Source organism: Lacticaseibacillus mingshuiensis, assembly GCF_016861785.1.
In the GTDB taxonomy this organism is placed as follows: Bacteria; Bacillota; Bacilli; order Lactobacillales; family Lactobacillaceae; genus Lacticaseibacillus; species Lacticaseibacillus mingshuiensis.
Window position 1 is genome coordinate 23970 of the sequence record NZ_BOLS01000004.1, and the last position, 16565, is coordinate 40534.

The following is a 16565-nucleotide window of genomic DNA, read 5'->3' on the forward strand; positions in this document are numbered from 1 at the left end:
GGCTGAATGACTGAACTAAAGGATCTGCCGGGCAACGCGGCACAATTTTTGCCTGAAAATGCCGAGAAACATCTAGGAACCAGCCTGGAGGGCGCGTCGATCGCGTTTCTTGGGTCGTCGATCACGCTTGGCGCGGGGGCGCTTGACCGTTCCTATGTGGATTTCTTGGCGGCCCAATATGGCGTCAAGGCCGTGAAGTCGGCGATCAATGGGACGACGTTGGCAGATGCGGATGACGATTCCTATATTGCCCGCCTCAAGCGCGACATTCCGACGACGCAGGACTTTGCCGCGCTGGTGGTGCAGCTGTCCACCAATGATGGCCGCCGTGGCTGCCCGGTTGGCGCGATCGCCGCCGAATCTTCCGCGGATGCGTTTGATCCGCACACGACGATCGGCGCCATCGAATTTATTTTGGCGTATGCGAAGGCACACTGGGATTGCCCCGTGCTGTTCTACACCTGTCTGCGCGACCCGGCCGAGACCGACTACACAGAATTAGTTGAAAAATTGATCGCGGTGCAGGCCAAGTGGCACTTCGCCATTCTCGACTTGCACGGGGATGCGGCAGTGGCCGAAGAGACTGCGGCCCAGCCTGCCAGCATGCTCGATGATGCCCATCCGACGATGATGGGATACCGCGACATCTGGACGCCGAGGTTTGCCGAAACACTGGAAGCGCTGATCAAATAAGCCATCGCTAACAAAAGACGGCGCAAGTCACCTGGATATTTCCCAGGCAATACTTGCGCCGTCTTTTTGTGTTCAGTCCGTCACCGGCGCTGAAAATTTTTCCAGTTGCGCCCAACGTTGGGCCAACTCGATGCGTTGCGCCTCGACGATCGGGGCGGGCACGAAAAGGGTGATCGCGGCCAGAAGCTTGTCCTTCAAGGCGGTGGCGCCAGGAATATCGCCGTCGAGGTACGTCGCGACGACATCGCCGATCTTCACATAGAAGAAATAATAGAAATTATGATTTTGTGTCTGGCGGCTGTGCATCAGCGCAATCGCCTCGCGCACATTGGCCTCTTGCCGGGTATCCAGCGCACTGCTCAAGAGATTGATGTAAAACGAATCAATCACATACTCGGCGGCGTCATCGCTGGCCGACCAGCTGCCGGTGCGCCGCTGGACGAGAAGATTGCTGAAAAGCATTCGGAGCTGTGCATAGGGCACGTAGCCAACAATCGTGCTCAGCATGCGAAAATCAAAGCTGGTCAGCTTCTCATCGTTGGCAAAAAGCGCGAAGATCTCTTGCCCCAGGCGTTTGGCGCTGACGTCATCCTGCCTGATCTCGGCTTGCAGGGTCTCGGCGAGGCGAATCAACGCCAGTAGCCCTGGCATCGGTGTCTGTCGGTATTGTGTGCGCAGCGCCGTTTTGACGGCTTCGAGCTTGCTGGGGTCTTTCGGGTCGGTATTGTTGATCACCGCGCGCTCGCCGTCGAAGACAAAATTCGCGGAAAGGCCTGCGCCTTGCACCAGCTCCTGAAAATCAAATGTGAGATACTGCGCCAGCGCGAGCAGTTGCGGCAACTTGATGTCCACTTCACCGCGGAGGATGCGCTGGAACGTTTTGCTAGACCAGCCCAGGTCCTGGCCCATTTGCTCCAAGGTGATGTGTTTGGCGCGCCGCAGTTCATCGATGTACCGTCCAACTTTTTCTTGATCTGTTAAAGTCATCCCAGTTCCTCCATGGACCCGCGAATGGCGGGCTTAGCCATAACGTAGTGTGAAGACACGCACACTACACAATGGGAAAAACATATATGCCTATTTATTAGTAGCGTATTTGAAATACATATGCAAGGCGGCTACTTTCGCTGCTTGCTAAAAACCACCCCAGACCCTTGATAATACAATTCTGACACACTTTCAACCGGACTGTAAATTGAAAATGGAACACAGTGGACACTTCTGTCTGTTTTTTGTTATATAACCAAAAATGGGTATAAACTTGGTAAAAATAGGGTTTTTAGTCGGCCTACGAGTCGGTATTTTTTTGAGTGGTTGATACTCAAACCGGGCGTCAGGGTCTGCTTAACCAAGGATGATTATTTCGAGAGTTGAGTTTGACCTAGTCGCGGCCACTGTGTCACTCGCAAAGAGGGGACAATTATATGAAAGTAAATCAATTAAAGAACTTTTTCCCCAAGACTGTGTTTGCACTCGGACTGTTGCTCAGCTTGATCGGGTTAGCAGGCTCAGCTCATAGTCTGTCAATTCAGGCGGCCACAGCACCCACGGGCACGTTGGCGATCTCGGATGTGCGTGATTCAGATAATTTCTACACAGGGACTCAGGAAGCGGATCTGTATTCGTGGCAACCAGATGGGCAAGACGTCCAAGTCAACCGCAATTCCGTTTATCATTTTGCCGATAATTCCAGTATAACAGTCAAACTAACAAACTCACAGGCTCAGGGGTCTGTCGTTACCACTGGATTGCCGACCGGTGTGACTGTTGATATGGCCGCAACGAAGGCACTTTGGCTCGCTACGGATAGCACTACTAGCTTAGATGCGACTCAACAGGTGTTGAAATCGCCAGTCACCGGTGCAAGTCTAACCGTCAGTGGCAGTTCATTGCAGATGTATGTCGCGACTACTGGCGCAGCAGTCAACACCTTAACGTTTGTTGTCAAAGTAGGGGCTGGGCTTTCGTCATTTACCTTGACCCCACTTTTGGCCGGAAACGTGACGGGTGCCTCTGCCACATGGCAACATGATGTCTCACGAGTCACGCCAGACGGGAATGTTGCGGCTTATGTGAGCACTTGGTACGGTAATGCGGATCCCTACAAGGTTGGGACTGATTTTCGCTTTCAGCTTTGGGTGGACAATGTACCAGATGACCAATTGCAAGCAAATTTTGTGACAGCGTATCTCGGCCCGGGCTTAGCGCTTGACTTCGACCAGCTGATCGCTCGCCAGTCGCCAAGCACTAATCCCAATGCTGGGATTGGCACGATCTTGAGTGATACGACCAGCGGGAATACTCGGACTGTGGTCATGGAAAACAAGTCATTATTGAATAAGTTGGCAGACGGGACATTGGTGCCAGTGAAGGTCCAGATCTCCTATAATTCTGTTACCCACAAGATCACGTTGTATTGGCTTGAGGCCTTGACCTCTGCACAGTTGGCAAATATTAAGGGCTATGTGGCAGTCATGCCAATTAAGGTGCTACCTGGTGGCGGCAGCGGCGGGTATACGATCACCCCTTATTTGGCAGATGTTAAGCAAGGCACTGCTGATAGTTTTAACGTTGCTGGAGACACAACGGCCGCGGCTGATCGTTATTATCTTCAGGCTGTTTCTGGGGGGACTGCCAACACGCCAGTTCCAGGCTGGCGATTTGGGCCAGGTTATGGGCCTAAGATCACAGCTTCAGATGGCAAACTATACAATGGCGAACTCTTCTTGAATTCCGCTATGACAGCGGCATCCAGCGATGAACAGCTTACTGATTCAAATGGTGAGGTGAGCTTGTCCAGTGTCTATTTTGAAAATCGTGAGACCGTCGAGCCCGCAATACCCTGGCCTGAGGGGGCAGAATTTCAGTTCAACTGGTTCCAGAACCAAATTTACGATTATGACAAAGCCCAAAAAATCGGGTATTACACGCCGGCAGGCTATCCTTATATCACCTTGAAGAATGGGTATCTCACTGTTTCTCGCCTGATGAACCCATTGAATGGGCAAACGGCTGCGCCAACGAGCACCTCCCAGTTCGATGTGGTTGATTCACCGTATGGCGGCGTAAAGAAAATGGTGCGGCTTCATTTGACCGCGTTGAAGTACATCAAGGTCGTTGATGAAAATGGTGATCCAATTGATCAGGTCAAGGTGCCTTTGAACGATGGGACGAACACCCTGACTTCCACTACTGGATCACTACACACTGGCGGATATCTGGCTACGGCAACGGCAGGACAAGATTACATTCAAGTCACGCCGGGGACACTATTTCCTACCAGCTTATCGGTGCAAGGCAGTGCCATTACAGCGAAGAGTTTTCTGTCACCAACTGGCAAACTCGGGCTGACTTATGACAAAACGACTGACAAATTAGTCCTCAGCAATACTGACAATCTCGGTGGCGCGGCGACACTATCGGCGGATGGTCAAACCGTCACTATCAAGTTACAGTTTGGTTCGACCGCACCGCTAAATCCTAGCGACCCCAGTGCTAATAATGATCCATCGACCAATCCGGGAACCGGCGATACGGGTCGACTGACGCTAGATAGTATTCCAAAGGTGTTTAACTTTGGGGCGCATGATGTGCCGGTCGGCGGAGGCACATATAGCCTCAACGGAGCGACCACACCAACGGATGATAGTCTTGCGACCTGGTCGTTAACAGGCGATGGGGAAAAGGCGCCTGTGACAAGCGTTGCCAAGAGCAATGGTACGGTTGTCAAGAACTCGGCCGGCGACTCTGTTGTCTTTTCGCAGGTCACTAACCGCGCGAAATATCGCGGGTTTCAATTGTCAGTGACCGGAAGCCCGTTGACCAGCAAAGAAGGTCGCCCGCTGAAAGATGCAGCAATCGTGTTTACTCAGCCCACCGTTCAACAGCTGAGCAATGATTCTGGGACGCTGAAATGGACGAAAATGGCGCCATCTTTTCAGGTCACCAGTCCAAGTAGTAGTGCCTTACCGCTGGACGGCGAAAGTGCAATCACGCTGATGGATGGTACCCCAGATGGAACTTTGAGTTCGAGAGGGACTTACCAAACTGTTTGGAGCCTTTCAAACGTCAAGCTCCAAGTGCCGAACGGGGTGTTGGCGACGGATTATAAGGCTGATCTGACGTGGACTTTGGTCTCCGCACCCGAGGATTGAGGTTCGGCCAGTACATCGTTTCATCATTACGCTAGGATCTAACTTTGCGCATCAACGCGCACCTGTTGTCACTGCTGCCAGTCACCTTTAAGGAGGTGGGGCCCACGCTCATGTCCAGGTTCGGGGGAGCCGTTTGGGGCTGTATGGAGATGTGAATCCGATCAACAGAATGATCACACTTATGGAGGAAACATCATGAAAAAAACAACACTTGCAATGACTTTATTTTCTGCTGCGATCTTAGGGGCCGGTTTTGCTTCAAATACTGTATTCGCTGCCGATGAGGCGCAGACGCCGCAAACGCACCAATATACTGGCGAAGCTTACGTGTCCTTCAGCAAGACCACATCAACTGGTCCAATCGATCCAAGTGACCCTAACAACTCCGATCCTAGCAACGGCACCTCTGATCCTGGCGTCAATGGGCTTTCGCTTGATGCGATTCCAAAGGTCTTGAACTTTGGTAATCACGACGCAGTTCAGGCTAACCAGGCTGGACAGAGCTACACGCTGCTGGCAAGTGCGGCCACCACTGAAACAGAAAACGATGCCAAGGAAGGCGCAAAGACGATCGACGGCACGTATGCACCAAAGACGACAGACGCCAGCGGTTTGATCGACACGCAGGTCACCAACGTTGATGCGAAAGTCACTTCCTGGACACTGAACGCGCAACTTTCCGATTTTGTACACGAAGATGGTAGCACAAAGCTGGCTGGAGCATCGATCGACTTCGGGGCAGGAACGTTCCAGACACTTGGCACAACGACTGCTGACGATGGCACTAGCTCTCTGGCATGGTTGCCTGACAGTACCGGTGTGGCCGCCTTCAATTTGCCCGCCGGCGACGCAGATGGCGTGAACTACTACACTTCGTCTGTTGCGACTGGGACAACTCAGCAGGTCTGGAATACAGACGATGTTAAGCTCAACACACTGGCACCAGTCTCGATGGGGCAGTACAAGGCAACAATCACCTGGACGCTGACCTCGACGCCAGATGGTGAATAACGCATAATTTTCAGTCAAGTTAGGAAGATGGGTCTTCAATGAAAAAAACGAGCTGGTTGCTTAAGGCGCTGGTCGTGCTCTTGGCGGTAAGTGGACTGGGGTCACTGACACAGGTCCAGGCAGCGGATACCGGCAATTCAATGGCGGTACCACTGTCGCTTGATCCGATTCAAAATCGATATCAGATCAACAAAAATACCTACTATTACGACCTGCAAATGAAGCCGAACACCGAAACAAAGCTTGGCCTCAAATTGGCGAATTCAGGCGATAAGCCGCTCACCGTTCAGGTTCAAGCCATCGCCGCTCGGACCAGCGACCAAGGTCAGGCAATCTATACGAGCCTGTCGACGAATTACGATAGCTCGTTGAAATATCCCTTACCAACGCTGATCGACCTGCCAGAAAAGTATCAGAAGATCACGATTCCGGCCCATCAGACAGCGACCTATTCTCTGCCATTGAAGATGCCAGCTAAGCAATTCAAAGGAGTCATTCTCGGGGCGTTGCTCGTACGGCCTAATCTGAAGACTGCGGCGAAAAGTGGAATCACTAATAAGTATGCTTATTCGATCGCGGTTCAGTTGACGAATGGTATTGATGAGACGCCTGACCTTCGGCTGAACACGGTGAAAGTGCAGCACGATCAAGTTCAGACGAATGTGTTGGCGAACCTGCAAAATTACAAGGCCGCGCTGGTGCGTAAAGGGACGATCGCGGCACGCATCACCAAGCAGGGCCAAAACCGAACTCTGAAGTCATTGGCTGTTAACCGCTCCTCGATGGCCCCAAATTCCAACTTTGATCTGAAAATTCCGTGGGGGGCTGGCGCAATTGCGCCTGGTGATTACACCCTTCATTTGACCTATACTTCCCAAGACCCGCTATACACTAAAGCTAAGACCTGGCAGTTCACAAAGAATTTTCATGTCTCCGCACTTGAAGCGGCACAATTGACCCTTCAGGCGTTGCATATTCCATGGTGGGTCTACCTGATCTTAGTTTTGATCCTAATTGCCTTGATCGTGTTGATCGTGATTTTGATCAAGCGCAGGAAAGGGGGAAAAGCGCGTGACAAAGATGCCTAAACGTGTCGTGATGGTTGTGCTGGCGATTGGCCTCGGTGGCTTCCTGACAGCCGGTAGCAGTTATCAGGTCCATGCCGATAGCACCGCGGATAGTCAGGCAACTGTTAGTTTTTTTGGCAAAGCGCTGAACCCACATGATCCGTCCCTCCCCGTGACCGATGGTGGCAATGGCACAAGTACCGTGACACCGCCTAAAACGCCGGCTCGAATTGTCGCCAATACGACGCCGGAGCAGACCAAAGTGACGGCCAAGGCCCCTGCCAAGCAAACGAGTGCCACTACAACGCTCCCGCAAACTGGTAGTGAAACAATGCCATCCTGGCTCATTGCCTTGGGACTTGCGATGACGCTATTGCTTAGTGGTGGCGTGATGCTGGCACGGAAAATATGGGCTTGACCCAACACCAAAAAGCGCGGGAGACCGCGCTTTTTGGGTATGGTGCGGACGCGGACCGCCCTATGCCCAAGAAGCGGGGACAATGCGAAAGGAGTGGCAATGATGACCAAGCATCTGGCAAGCGACCGATCCAGCCGACATCAATGCTGGCAGCGGATGAACATGGGCTTGGCGATCATCGCGCTAGTGTTGGCGTTGATCGCAGTGGGTCGCTTCGGATGGGGATACTGGGCCGACCAGTCTGGTAGTAGCAAGCCTGTGGTAGTGCGCGCACCGGCCGTTACTGCTGAGAGGGATACCGGCGTTGGATTGAGTCTGATCAAATTTTCAGTCGGACGAGACTGGCTTAAGAGGCCTGCATTGGTGATTCACTACGAGATACAAAATGATGATGCAACGGCGCTCCTGCCACAGTACTATTTTGCCCGGACCGTCGTCTTCCGTCAGCTTAGTCCTGGCCGGTCGACGGTGGTTCTGGCGCGGACTACGCTACCATCGAAACAACTGAGCGCACTAGAGCGAAATTTGGCGGAAAATTCGACGATCATGTTACGTCATGGCGAAACGGTGACAGTGCTAGAAGCAGTCAGGCTGGAGAGTCTCGATCAACCGGTCACCGTGGCAGTTGCCGGCCGGCCTGCGCAAGTCATTAAGCCCTGGCAGCTCAAGGAGGTGGCCGACGATGGCAAAAAATGAGCGGGCATTTTCTTCCAACCAGCGCGCCAAGTCGGTTGCCAGTTGGCTTGGCCGGCTGATGGTGACGCTTGGGCTGATCATCAGTATTCTTTTCTGCCTCGGCTATCTGGCGCACGATCAACTCGCAAAGTGGCTTGTGACCCGTCAAGATGTTGCAGTGACGGCGACCACGATCAAAAAGACGCAGCGTGTGAAAACGAAGCCGACCTTTGATCTTGCCAAAGTTGCACCGCTGACATTACGGACCTTGAGTCAGGCGAATTTGGCGCAAGGACGCCTGCCTGTTGTGGGCGAGGTCGCGATTCCCGCCCTGAAATGGGTATTGCCGATCTCAGAAGGCGTTGCCAATCGCAACCTTGCCTTTTCCGCGGGGACGTTGAAACCAGGACAAGTGATGGGGCAACGTAACTACGCGCTGGCAGGGCACCACATGCTCGATCAGGAGAGCATCTTGTTCGGACCTTTAGTCAAAAGTACGGTTGGCATGCAGATCGTGCTCACCGATATGACGCACGCGTATGTGTATGAGATCTGGTCGCGTGAACAGATTCCGGCCACGAGGGTCAGCGTGATCGAGGATAATACGGACTATCCCACTTTGACTTTGATCACTTGTGATGATTACGGCGAAGGTCGACTCGCTGTCCAGGCACGATTGACCAATGCGGTCGATTTCGGCGCATTGCCAGCGGCGTGGCAGAAGTTGTTGACCGGTAAATAGGAGGACAAGATGCATTATTTTATTGGTAGCGGCGTTAGCACGCGGAAAAGTGGTGTTGAGCAAGCACAGCTGCTGCGCCTCGCCCTTTTTCGCAAGCAGGGAATGCCTTCCTGTATTGTCACGTTGGACCAATCGATCAACGCGCACGCACTGATGACGGCACGAGGCGCGCAGCCGGGTGAGTTTATGACGCTGATGGACTGGTATCAGCACAGCACCACCATTGGCCAAACGAGCTGCACGCCAGATATGGTCGCCCCTCATGGCAGTGTTCCGCAGTTTGGCGGTCGCGAAGGGGATGTTGAAGCCACGAATTTTTTGAAAAATGGTCAGGTCCTGGTTCAAGTTCGGAGTCGTGTCAGCGATCATCAGGTTAGCCAAGTGCTGTGGCCAGACGCTCAAGGTCGGGTGCGGCGTGTGGATAGTTATGATTCTCGAGGCTTTTTGAGTCGGCAAAGTCAGCTGGAATCAAATGGTCACTTAAGCGGGGATCGATTTTTAGATGTCGCCGGTCACGTGGCGGTCACGATTCTCTATAACGGCGATATCGACCATGGCATCACTCAGATCACCCTGGCGGATGGACGCCATTATTCCGACCAAGCGCACTTTGAATATGCTTTTTTGCAGGAATTGGATGCCGCCGAACCAAGTGTTTTCTATTTTGATCGAGGCTATGATTCTTACATGACACATGATCTGTCGTTGCGGGGCCAACGCGTCGTTGTTGTCCATAATGACCACGAAGATTACGAGAAGGAAAACGCGGCAGCGTATACCAAGGTTTATCAGCAACTCGGCATACCAGTTACTGAGCGGGCGCATCAAAGTGGTTATGCGACGCGCCTGGCGGATCCCGGCCTGATTGATGCCTTCTTGGTCTCGACGCCGCAGCAGCAGGCTATGATCCAGCGTGACTACCCGCAGACTGCGCCTGTATTGGTCGCGCCGGTGGGGGTGATGCTTGAGCCGCCGCGCCGTGTCGCGTTTGATGACAGAGAGCGGCTGGCACTCGTGGTCGCCAGTCGAATTTCGCCGGAGAAGGGTCTGGATGATCTAATCAAAGCCTTTGAGATGATTCACGGCCGACTTCCGCTTGCGACATTGACAATCTATGGGGCAGGCGGCGGAGCAGTCGCTGACAATTATTTACGTTTGTTGAAGCAGCACGTCCTGGCAGCAGGACTCGAAGAGGCGGTCAACTTTCTTGGCTTTCGGGTCCAGGCGGCAACCACGTTCGACAAGTATGGTCTGTATCTGATGACTAGCCGGACCGAGGCGTTCAATATCGGTATTCAAGAGGCACTGAGTCATGGGCTGCCGGTCATCTCGTATGATGTGCCATATGGACCACAGGCACTGATTCAAAATGGCCAAAATGGTCTATTGACACCGCCAAATGAACCACGCCAACTTGCTCAGGCGGCGCTTCGAGTACTTGAAACGCCGACACTTCAGGCCAATATGAGTCTGTCGGCATATCGGAGCCGCGACCGCTACAATAGCGATGCGGTTTGGCAACAATATCAAGCACTGTTTGAGTTGATGAAGTGATTATTTTCTTTGGTGGAAGTGGGACAAATGTCGCTCTTGGGTCCGACAGGTAAGTGTTTCAAGCGCCGGGTCCGAACTTTGGACCTGGTGATTGGAGCCTCAGCTGCTCGGACCCGGACATTTGGCCCACGATACTGCCGTAACATTCAGGCACCATCCGGGAACTGAGACAGTGCCCCAGTTCCGCCTTTTTGTGCTTGGGAGAGAGCTTGCCATATGCGGACTATTTTTAACCGCCTGATTTTTCCAAAAACCCGCAACGTTCGTGTCTAGGCTAATGCAACGCGTGCCAAAATGAAGTAACTTATTAATGATAGGATCATTGCATCTGACGCGCAGGCTGTTTAGCCGAAAGGAGCCGCTATGACAAACGTTGAAACGATGTTGCACCGGGTGCGCCCGGACTTGCTCGCGATGAAGCCGTCCGCTTTGCGGGCATTTGATGAGGAGGTCTCTGCGATTCCCGGCATCATCAAATTGACGCTGGGCGAGCCGGACTTTAACACGCCTGAGCACATCAAGCAGGCGGGTATTCGCAGCATCGAACAAAATCATACCCATTATCCGCAAGCGGCGGGCATTCCTGCTTTGCGCGAGGCGGCGGCCGGCTTTTTGAATGAAAAGTATCGCCTGCATTACACGCCAGAGGAGATCATCGTTACAGTTGGCGCCACCGAAGCCATTTGGGCGAGCCTGGGCGCACTCATTCAGCCTGGCGACAAGGTGATCGTGCCGATTCCGGCCTGGGGTCTGTACATGAATGTGATCGAGCTGCTCGGTGCGACGCCGGTCTTTATCAACACCGAACCGGATGGCTATGAGCTGAATCCCGAGAAGTTGCGTGCCGTTCTTGATGAAAATGGCGACAGCGTGCGGGCACTGGTGTTGAATTTTCCCAATAATCCGACTGGGAAGACGTTGCGCCGGCCGAAGCTTCAGGCGATCGCTGATGTGCTGAAGGACTACCCTGTTTTCGCCATCGCCGATGAGGTCTATTCCGAGTTGACGTTTGGCGAGTCGCATGTGTCGCTGGCGGAATTGTTGCCCGAACAGACGCTGCTGCTCAACGGCGTCTCCAAGTCACACGCGATGACGGGCTGGCGTATCGGTGTCATCGCCGGCGCACAGCCGATCATCGACCAAGTCTTCAAATTCCATCAGGCGTCGGTCACTTCGGCGGCTTATCCCATGGAAGATGCCGCCGTTGAGGCCTTCACTGCGGGCAAGGACGATGGCCGCGAAATGGCGCAGGACTACGAGAAACGCGGCCGCTTCCTGTATCAGGCGCTGGTCGACCTCGGCTTTGATGTCGTGGAACCAGAAGGCGCGTTTTACCTGTACTGCAAGGTGCCGGCTTGGCTCAACGAGGACGAAGCGACGTTCTGCCGGCGGTTGGCCTACGAAGCGCAAGTGGCCGTCAGCGCGGGCACGGCGTTTGGGCCAAGTGGGAAAAATCACTTCCGCATCAGCTACGCCTCAAGCCTGGCTGATTTGAAGGAAGCGGCTCGACGCATCGGCGTGTACCTCGAAAAACGGCGAGCGGAATAGGCGTGACGCAAAACAGGCCGGTGCGCATTGCGGCCTGTTTTTGCGTGGCTTGTGTTTTCCCCGAAAATCGCTAGACTGGAAATAATCTGAGAGGCGCGGGCTGGCAGGCCGAGGTGCGCCAGTGGATGCGGCGAAAGCGAAAGGTGGCGGCAAGATGGACATTGACTTATCAGCAAAAGCGGGGCTCAAGGATGTCATGCCGACCGCCTTTGGCTATATTGGCGTGGGTCTGGCGTTCGGCATCGTTGCGCACACCAGCGGCATCGGGCCGTTCATGGTCCTGTTGATGTCGTTGATCGTTTACGCGGGCTCCGCGCAATTCGTGTTGACCTCGATGCTGCTAGCGGCTAGCCCCGTTAGCGCGATCGTCGCCTCGGTTTTTCTCGTCAACGCCCGCATGGCTCTGATGAGCATGACCGTGGCCCCTTATCTGAAAAAAGAATCGCTGACCCAAAATATTCTGATCGGCTCGCTTTTGACCGATGAGACCTTTGCGCTGTCGATGAACAAGCTGAATGTGACGCATCGCCCGCTGCGGCCAGCCTGGTTTCATGCGGCCAATCTCGGCGCGTACCTGATCTGGGCCGCGGCGACGGTTGCCGGTGACCTGGTAGGCAGTCTGATTCCTGATGCCAAGGCGTTTGGCCTGGATTTTGCCGTGGTCGCCATGTTCATCGGGCTACTTTACCTGCAAATGGTGACGGACCGGTCGCGCCGTTTTTCCCGCCATCTGGAAGTTGCGGGGACGGTGATGCTGCTGATGGTCATCCTGATGCGCTTCATGCCAGGGAACACCGCGATTCTGGTGGCCACAGTGCTCGGTTGCTTGATCGGCATGGCGCTGGAACACCTGCGCAAGGAGGCGCCGACGCATGACTGACGGAAAATTGTTGGTGACCATTCTCCTTTGCGGCCTGGCCACCTGGCTCTTGCGGGTGACCCCATTTGTGCTGGTCAAAGCGGCGCGCCTGCCGAAATGGCTGCTGTCGTTTTTGAGTTTTGTCCCAGTCGCGATTCTGGCCGCCATTTTCGCCGAGGAATTGCTGGTCTATCACCCAGGCGCCTGGCCGACTTTGAATGTAGAAAATACGTTAGCGGCGTTGCCCGCGATCGTGGCGGCCATCGTTTCAAAGAGCCTGCTGGTGACCGTGGTCGTCGGGGTCGCCGCCATGGCCGTGGTGCGGCTGTTAGGGTGGGGCTGAGAGACAGGGACATCAGACAAGATCGTCAATTAGACCAAGCGGTACTTTGTCGACCGCCCCTGGCCGACTTTGACGATTTTTTTTTCGTTTAGAAGCGCGTTTAATTCACGCGCGATCGTGACCTCGCTATAAGTTGGAATCAGCCCCATGAGCTCGCGTTTTGAGAGTGGTTTGAGCGCCTCTTCCAGTGCCGTCTGAATCAGCGCTACGGCCGACGTTTTTGTGGTGGCCGGCCGAACGCGCGCGACCAAGTCTCGGTAACTCTGAAGCAGAATGCTGAGAAAATAATTGAGAAATGGCGTGTAGGTATTCGCATTGGCCATCCAGCCGTCAGAGCTTTCCTTCAAAACCCGATAATAGTCGGTTTTTGTCTGCTCGATCAGGGATTCGATGCTGATGTATTTTCCAACCTCAAAACCGCTACGATACAAGACAAGCAATGTGAGCAGGCGCGACATGCGGCCGTTCCCGTCACGAAACGGATGAATTGAGACAAAATCAAAAACAAATGCGCCCGCCAGCAGGACTGCCGGCATTTTTGCTTCCATCAACGCGTGTTCGTAGCCCTGGCAAAGGTCGGTCATCAGTTGAGGGGTGGCGATTGCTGGGGCAGGGGTGAAGCGTGTCTCAGTAGTGCCATCTTCGAAGACTGTCACGATCTGATTATCACGGTCTTTGAACTGGCCTCCCCAAGTGCTTGCCGTGAACGCAAAGAGTTTCTTGTGTAGCGCGAGAATGGTCGTCGCGCGAATCGGCATGTACGCGTACTGGTCATGAATCAGGTCTAGAACATCTCGGTAGCCGGAGATTTCTTCCTCACTGCGGTCGTGCGGCTGGATCCGGTGTTGCACCAATTGACGAAGCCGGGTGTCGCTGGTAAAGATACCTTCAATTCGATTTGACGCGTCCGTACTTTGAATTTTCGCGACCTCAAGCAGCCGGTCGAGTACGGCCGCTTCTCGGGGTGCCAGTTGAGCCAGCTGCCCACGCAATTCGCCGATCTGGCTGATCTTGGTCGTCATTTCTGGGGTAATGACGAGGTTATTGAGCGTTGAATAATCAAAAGTTTTCATCGTGTTTCGACACCTCCTAACTCTATTCTACATCATTTGTGACAAAATGATGTAGAATAGAGCGAAGCCAAGACGAAAAATCGGGGAGACTGGTTCACTGTTTTGTGTTGATTCCTCGTTCCGAGACCGATGTCCGCTATCTCTCCAAGCTACCTCATCCGCTCTTCACGCCGCCCTCATTTCACCGCGATGTGGGTGGCGTTTTTTTCACCAAAAATGCGGCTGGGTCCCCATTTTCCGTTGATATACTCAACAGATCAACTTTTTGGGGGAACGGAAAATGACGAGACGATCGATGTGGGGCTTTACAGGGCTGGCGATGGGCTTGCTTGCGGCTGGATCGACGGGCTGCAGTGAGCCGACCGCCACTTCGCACTTGGCGAGCGTTGGGCCGCGCCATGAAAAAACGGCCGAGGAGGCAAAAGCGGAATCCTCCTTCGATGCCATGGTGGCCAGCAACCAGGTAAAAGCTGAAGCGGACACGGCGGCCAAGGCGAAGCTGCCGCGGGTGCCGGTCACGGCAGAATTTTTCAAGAGTAAGCCGGTCTCTTACACCTATGAGGAACGCTACTTTAGCGATGAGAATGACACGTTGCTCGAAGTATTGCCGGAAAATCGAGACAAGCTGGCGCCGTTTGGCAAGGATATGACCCGGCTAGAATATCGCATCGTGACCTTGATGCCCAATGGCGATGCCTACTCGTACGACGTGGTCAAAACGGATGACGGCGACAAGCAGGCATCGGTCGTGATGGACAAGGGGCGCTACACCGTGGCTGGGACGCAGGTGACGGTAATGGCGAACCGCCAAACGATGCGCCACGAAGCGAAGGACGCGGATGGCACGCTTTTGGAGCTCTACGGTGGCTCGAGTTATAGCCCAGGTTTGAACACGACGCACTACAAGCTTGACCCCGAGACTGGCTGGCTCATCGCAGAGGGTAAGGCGAAAGCGCGCGAGGAGGCGACTATTTATCCTGAGATCACCGAGACCCCGTTGACCGATCTGCCTGCGTTGTATCGGCAGATCGAGGCGGATCTTGCCAAGCACGGGCATATCGACCGGCACCATTGATCGCACAAAAAGAGCTTGTTTCCGAAGCCGCCGCATCTGGAGCGGGAGCTGGGAACAAGCTCGTTTTTATTTTTCCGCTTGCAGATCGCGGTCATAGTGGCGCGCGGCTGGTAAAATCAGCGTTAATAGGCCACACAGAAGGCTGCCAATGCCGCCGATCAGGAAGAGGTTTTGCACGCCCAGCGCATCGCCGACCGGGCCGGCCATGATCAAGCCGATCGGACCGCTGATGCTCATCAGGGAATTCAGGACGCCCATCACGCGGCCAAGCGTGCTCGGGGCAAAACTCTGCTGAATCATCGCCATCAGGAGTGTGTTGAAGAATGGCACGGCCAGGCCCGCCACGGCGTTGAGCGCCACGAACCACCAGAAACCATGGGTGTTCCCAGGTAAAAAGGCGGCGGCGCCGATAGTCACACCTACTACGAAATAAGAGAGAATCATCGGTCGCATGCGGTCGGACCAATTTTTCCAAATACTGATGATAAAGCCGCCTGCTAACATGCCCACTGACCACACAACTTCGACAATGCCAGCCTGCGCGACAGTACCGTGGAAAAATTGGACCGTCATCAGCGGATACATCGAGCCCACCGGCATGAAAAATAGGGTGAACAAGGTGCCAATCAGCGTGATGATCAACAGGCCACGGCGTGTTGCCAGCAATTGTAGCCCGGCTTTCGCGTCGGCGAGGGGATGCACGGGCTCGCTGCGCGTTTCGTGATGATGGTCCGGCAGTGTCACAAGCAGCAAAAGGCCTGCGCCAATCAAGAAGCCGATCACGTCAAGCAAGATCAAGAAGCGGATCTCAACCAGTGAGAACAAGAATGCGCCAAGCGCCGGCGCAATGATGAAGTTAGCAGAGCTGATCATGCCGAGTTGGCCATTTGCGCGCGTCAAATCATCAGCGGGCACCATCTCCGGCAAGACGGATTGAATGGTCGGTTGCTGGAAAGTCTGCGCGAGCGCCCGCATGAATAAGCTGATGAACACCAGCCAAAGCGGAAAAGTCGCTTGGAGACTGCCGGCGACGAACAGAATCACTGCAAACAGCGCCACCACGGCATCCGAGATAATGAGAAGCGCCTTCTTGTTTGTCCGGTCGATCAATCCGCCGACAAACGGGGAAAGTAGGACCGTTGGCAACATGCCAAGCAGTGAGGCGAAGCTCAACATGCTGGCTGAGCCCGTCTGCATCGTCAGATACCAGATGATTGCGTATTGCACGATCATCGAGGTGATACCGGACAGAAATTGGCCGGTGAGAAAGATCAAAAAATTACGCCGCCAGTTGGGAATGGCAAGTGGGGATGGATTCATAGGAACTCCTTTTTGAGGGCTTTGTGCCGATTT

General features: G+C 54.0%; 15 protein-coding genes. 12 read left to right on the forward strand and 3 right to left on the reverse strand.

Annotated elements, in window-relative coordinates:
* The first annotated feature begins 6 nt into the window (after positions 1-6).
* Complete coding sequence (locus tag JUE67_RS03405; protein WP_203626304.1) at positions 7-693, forward strand: SGNH/GDSL hydrolase family protein; 687 nt, start codon at positions 7-9, stop codon at positions 691-693.
* A 72-nt stretch (positions 694-765) separates the two neighbouring features.
* Here the strand turns inward: JUE67_RS03405 and JUE67_RS03410 are convergent, their stop codons facing one another.
* The gene (locus tag JUE67_RS03410) at positions 766-1680 is read right to left on the reverse strand and encodes a helix-turn-helix domain-containing protein (protein ID WP_203626303.1); all 915 of its coding nucleotides are present in this window, start codon (positions 1678-1680) and stop codon (positions 766-768) included.
* Between the two features lie 437 nt (positions 1681-2117).
* Here JUE67_RS03410 and JUE67_RS03415 point away from each other — a divergent pair, with 437 nt between their 5' ends.
* From JUE67_RS03415 to JUE67_RS03460, 10 genes are all read left to right on the forward strand, one after another.
* Positions 2118-4847: a WxL domain-containing protein gene (locus JUE67_RS03415; RefSeq protein ID WP_203626302.1), complete on the forward strand. Its 2730-nt coding sequence runs from the start codon at positions 2118-2120 to the stop codon at positions 4845-4847.
* A gap of 195 nt (positions 4848-5042) precedes the next feature.
* Positions 5043-5858, forward strand: coding sequence for a WxL domain-containing protein (locus tag JUE67_RS03420; protein WP_203626301.1), 816 nt, complete (start codon positions 5043-5045; stop codon positions 5856-5858).
* A gap of 38 nt (positions 5859-5896) precedes the next feature.
* Entirely contained in the window at positions 5897-6946 is a 1050-nt protein-coding gene (locus JUE67_RS03425; protein ID WP_203626300.1) for a WxLIP family cell surface protein, read from the forward strand.
* Positions 6939-7343 (forward strand): LPXTG cell wall anchor domain-containing protein, encoded by a 405-nt coding sequence (locus tag JUE67_RS03430; RefSeq protein WP_225884264.1) that lies wholly within the window; start codon positions 6939-6941, stop codon positions 7341-7343. The genes JUE67_RS03425 and JUE67_RS03430 overlap by 8 nt, the downstream gene beginning before the upstream one ends.
* Before the next feature lie 102 nt (positions 7344-7445).
* Entirely contained in the window at positions 7446-8039 is a 594-nt protein-coding gene (locus tag JUE67_RS03435) for a DUF4352 domain-containing protein (protein WP_203626298.1), read from the forward strand.
* Positions 8026-8760, forward strand: a complete 735-nt coding sequence (locus JUE67_RS03440) for a class A sortase (protein ID WP_203626297.1) — start codon at positions 8026-8028, stop codon at positions 8758-8760. The genes JUE67_RS03435 and JUE67_RS03440 overlap by 14 nt, the downstream gene beginning before the upstream one ends.
* A 9-nt stretch (positions 8761-8769) precedes the next feature.
* On the forward strand, positions 8770-10314 hold the full coding sequence (locus tag JUE67_RS03445) for a glycosyltransferase (RefSeq protein WP_203626296.1): 1545 nt from the start codon (positions 8770-8772) through the stop codon (positions 10312-10314).
* Positions 10315-10677: 363 nt separating this feature from the next.
* Complete coding sequence (locus JUE67_RS03450; RefSeq protein WP_203626295.1) at positions 10678-11862, forward strand: aminotransferase class I/II-fold pyridoxal phosphate-dependent enzyme; 1185 nt, start codon at positions 10678-10680, stop codon at positions 11860-11862.
* A gap of 154 nt (positions 11863-12016) precedes the next feature.
* Positions 12017-12742, forward strand: a complete 726-nt coding sequence (locus tag JUE67_RS03455; RefSeq protein WP_203636974.1) for an AzlC family ABC transporter permease — start codon at positions 12017-12019, stop codon at positions 12740-12742.
* Complete coding sequence (locus JUE67_RS03460; protein WP_203626293.1) at positions 12735-13064, forward strand: AzlD domain-containing protein; 330 nt, start codon at positions 12735-12737, stop codon at positions 13062-13064. The genes JUE67_RS03455 and JUE67_RS03460 overlap by 8 nt, the downstream gene beginning before the upstream one ends.
* A 29-nt stretch (positions 13065-13093) precedes the next feature.
* Here JUE67_RS03460 and JUE67_RS03465 read toward each other — a convergent pair whose 3' ends face one another.
* On the reverse strand, positions 13094-14137 hold the full coding sequence (locus tag JUE67_RS03465) for a Fic family protein (protein WP_203626292.1): 1044 nt from the start codon (positions 14135-14137) through the stop codon (positions 13094-13096).
* Positions 14138-14417: 280 nt separating this feature from the next.
* Between JUE67_RS03465 and JUE67_RS03470 the strand changes: the two genes are divergently transcribed.
* Positions 14418-15212, forward strand: a complete 795-nt coding sequence (locus tag JUE67_RS03470; RefSeq protein WP_203626291.1) for a hypothetical protein — start codon at positions 14418-14420, stop codon at positions 15210-15212.
* Between the two features lie 66 nt (positions 15213-15278).
* On the opposite strand, the gene JUE67_RS03475 is transcribed toward JUE67_RS03470, so the two are convergent.
* Positions 15279-16532 carry an MFS transporter gene (locus JUE67_RS03475; RefSeq protein ID WP_203626290.1) on the reverse strand — a complete coding sequence of 418 codons (1254 nt, stop codon included), beginning with the start codon at positions 16530-16532 and terminating at the stop codon, positions 15279-15281.
* Between the last annotated feature and the right edge of the window lie 33 nt (positions 16533-16565).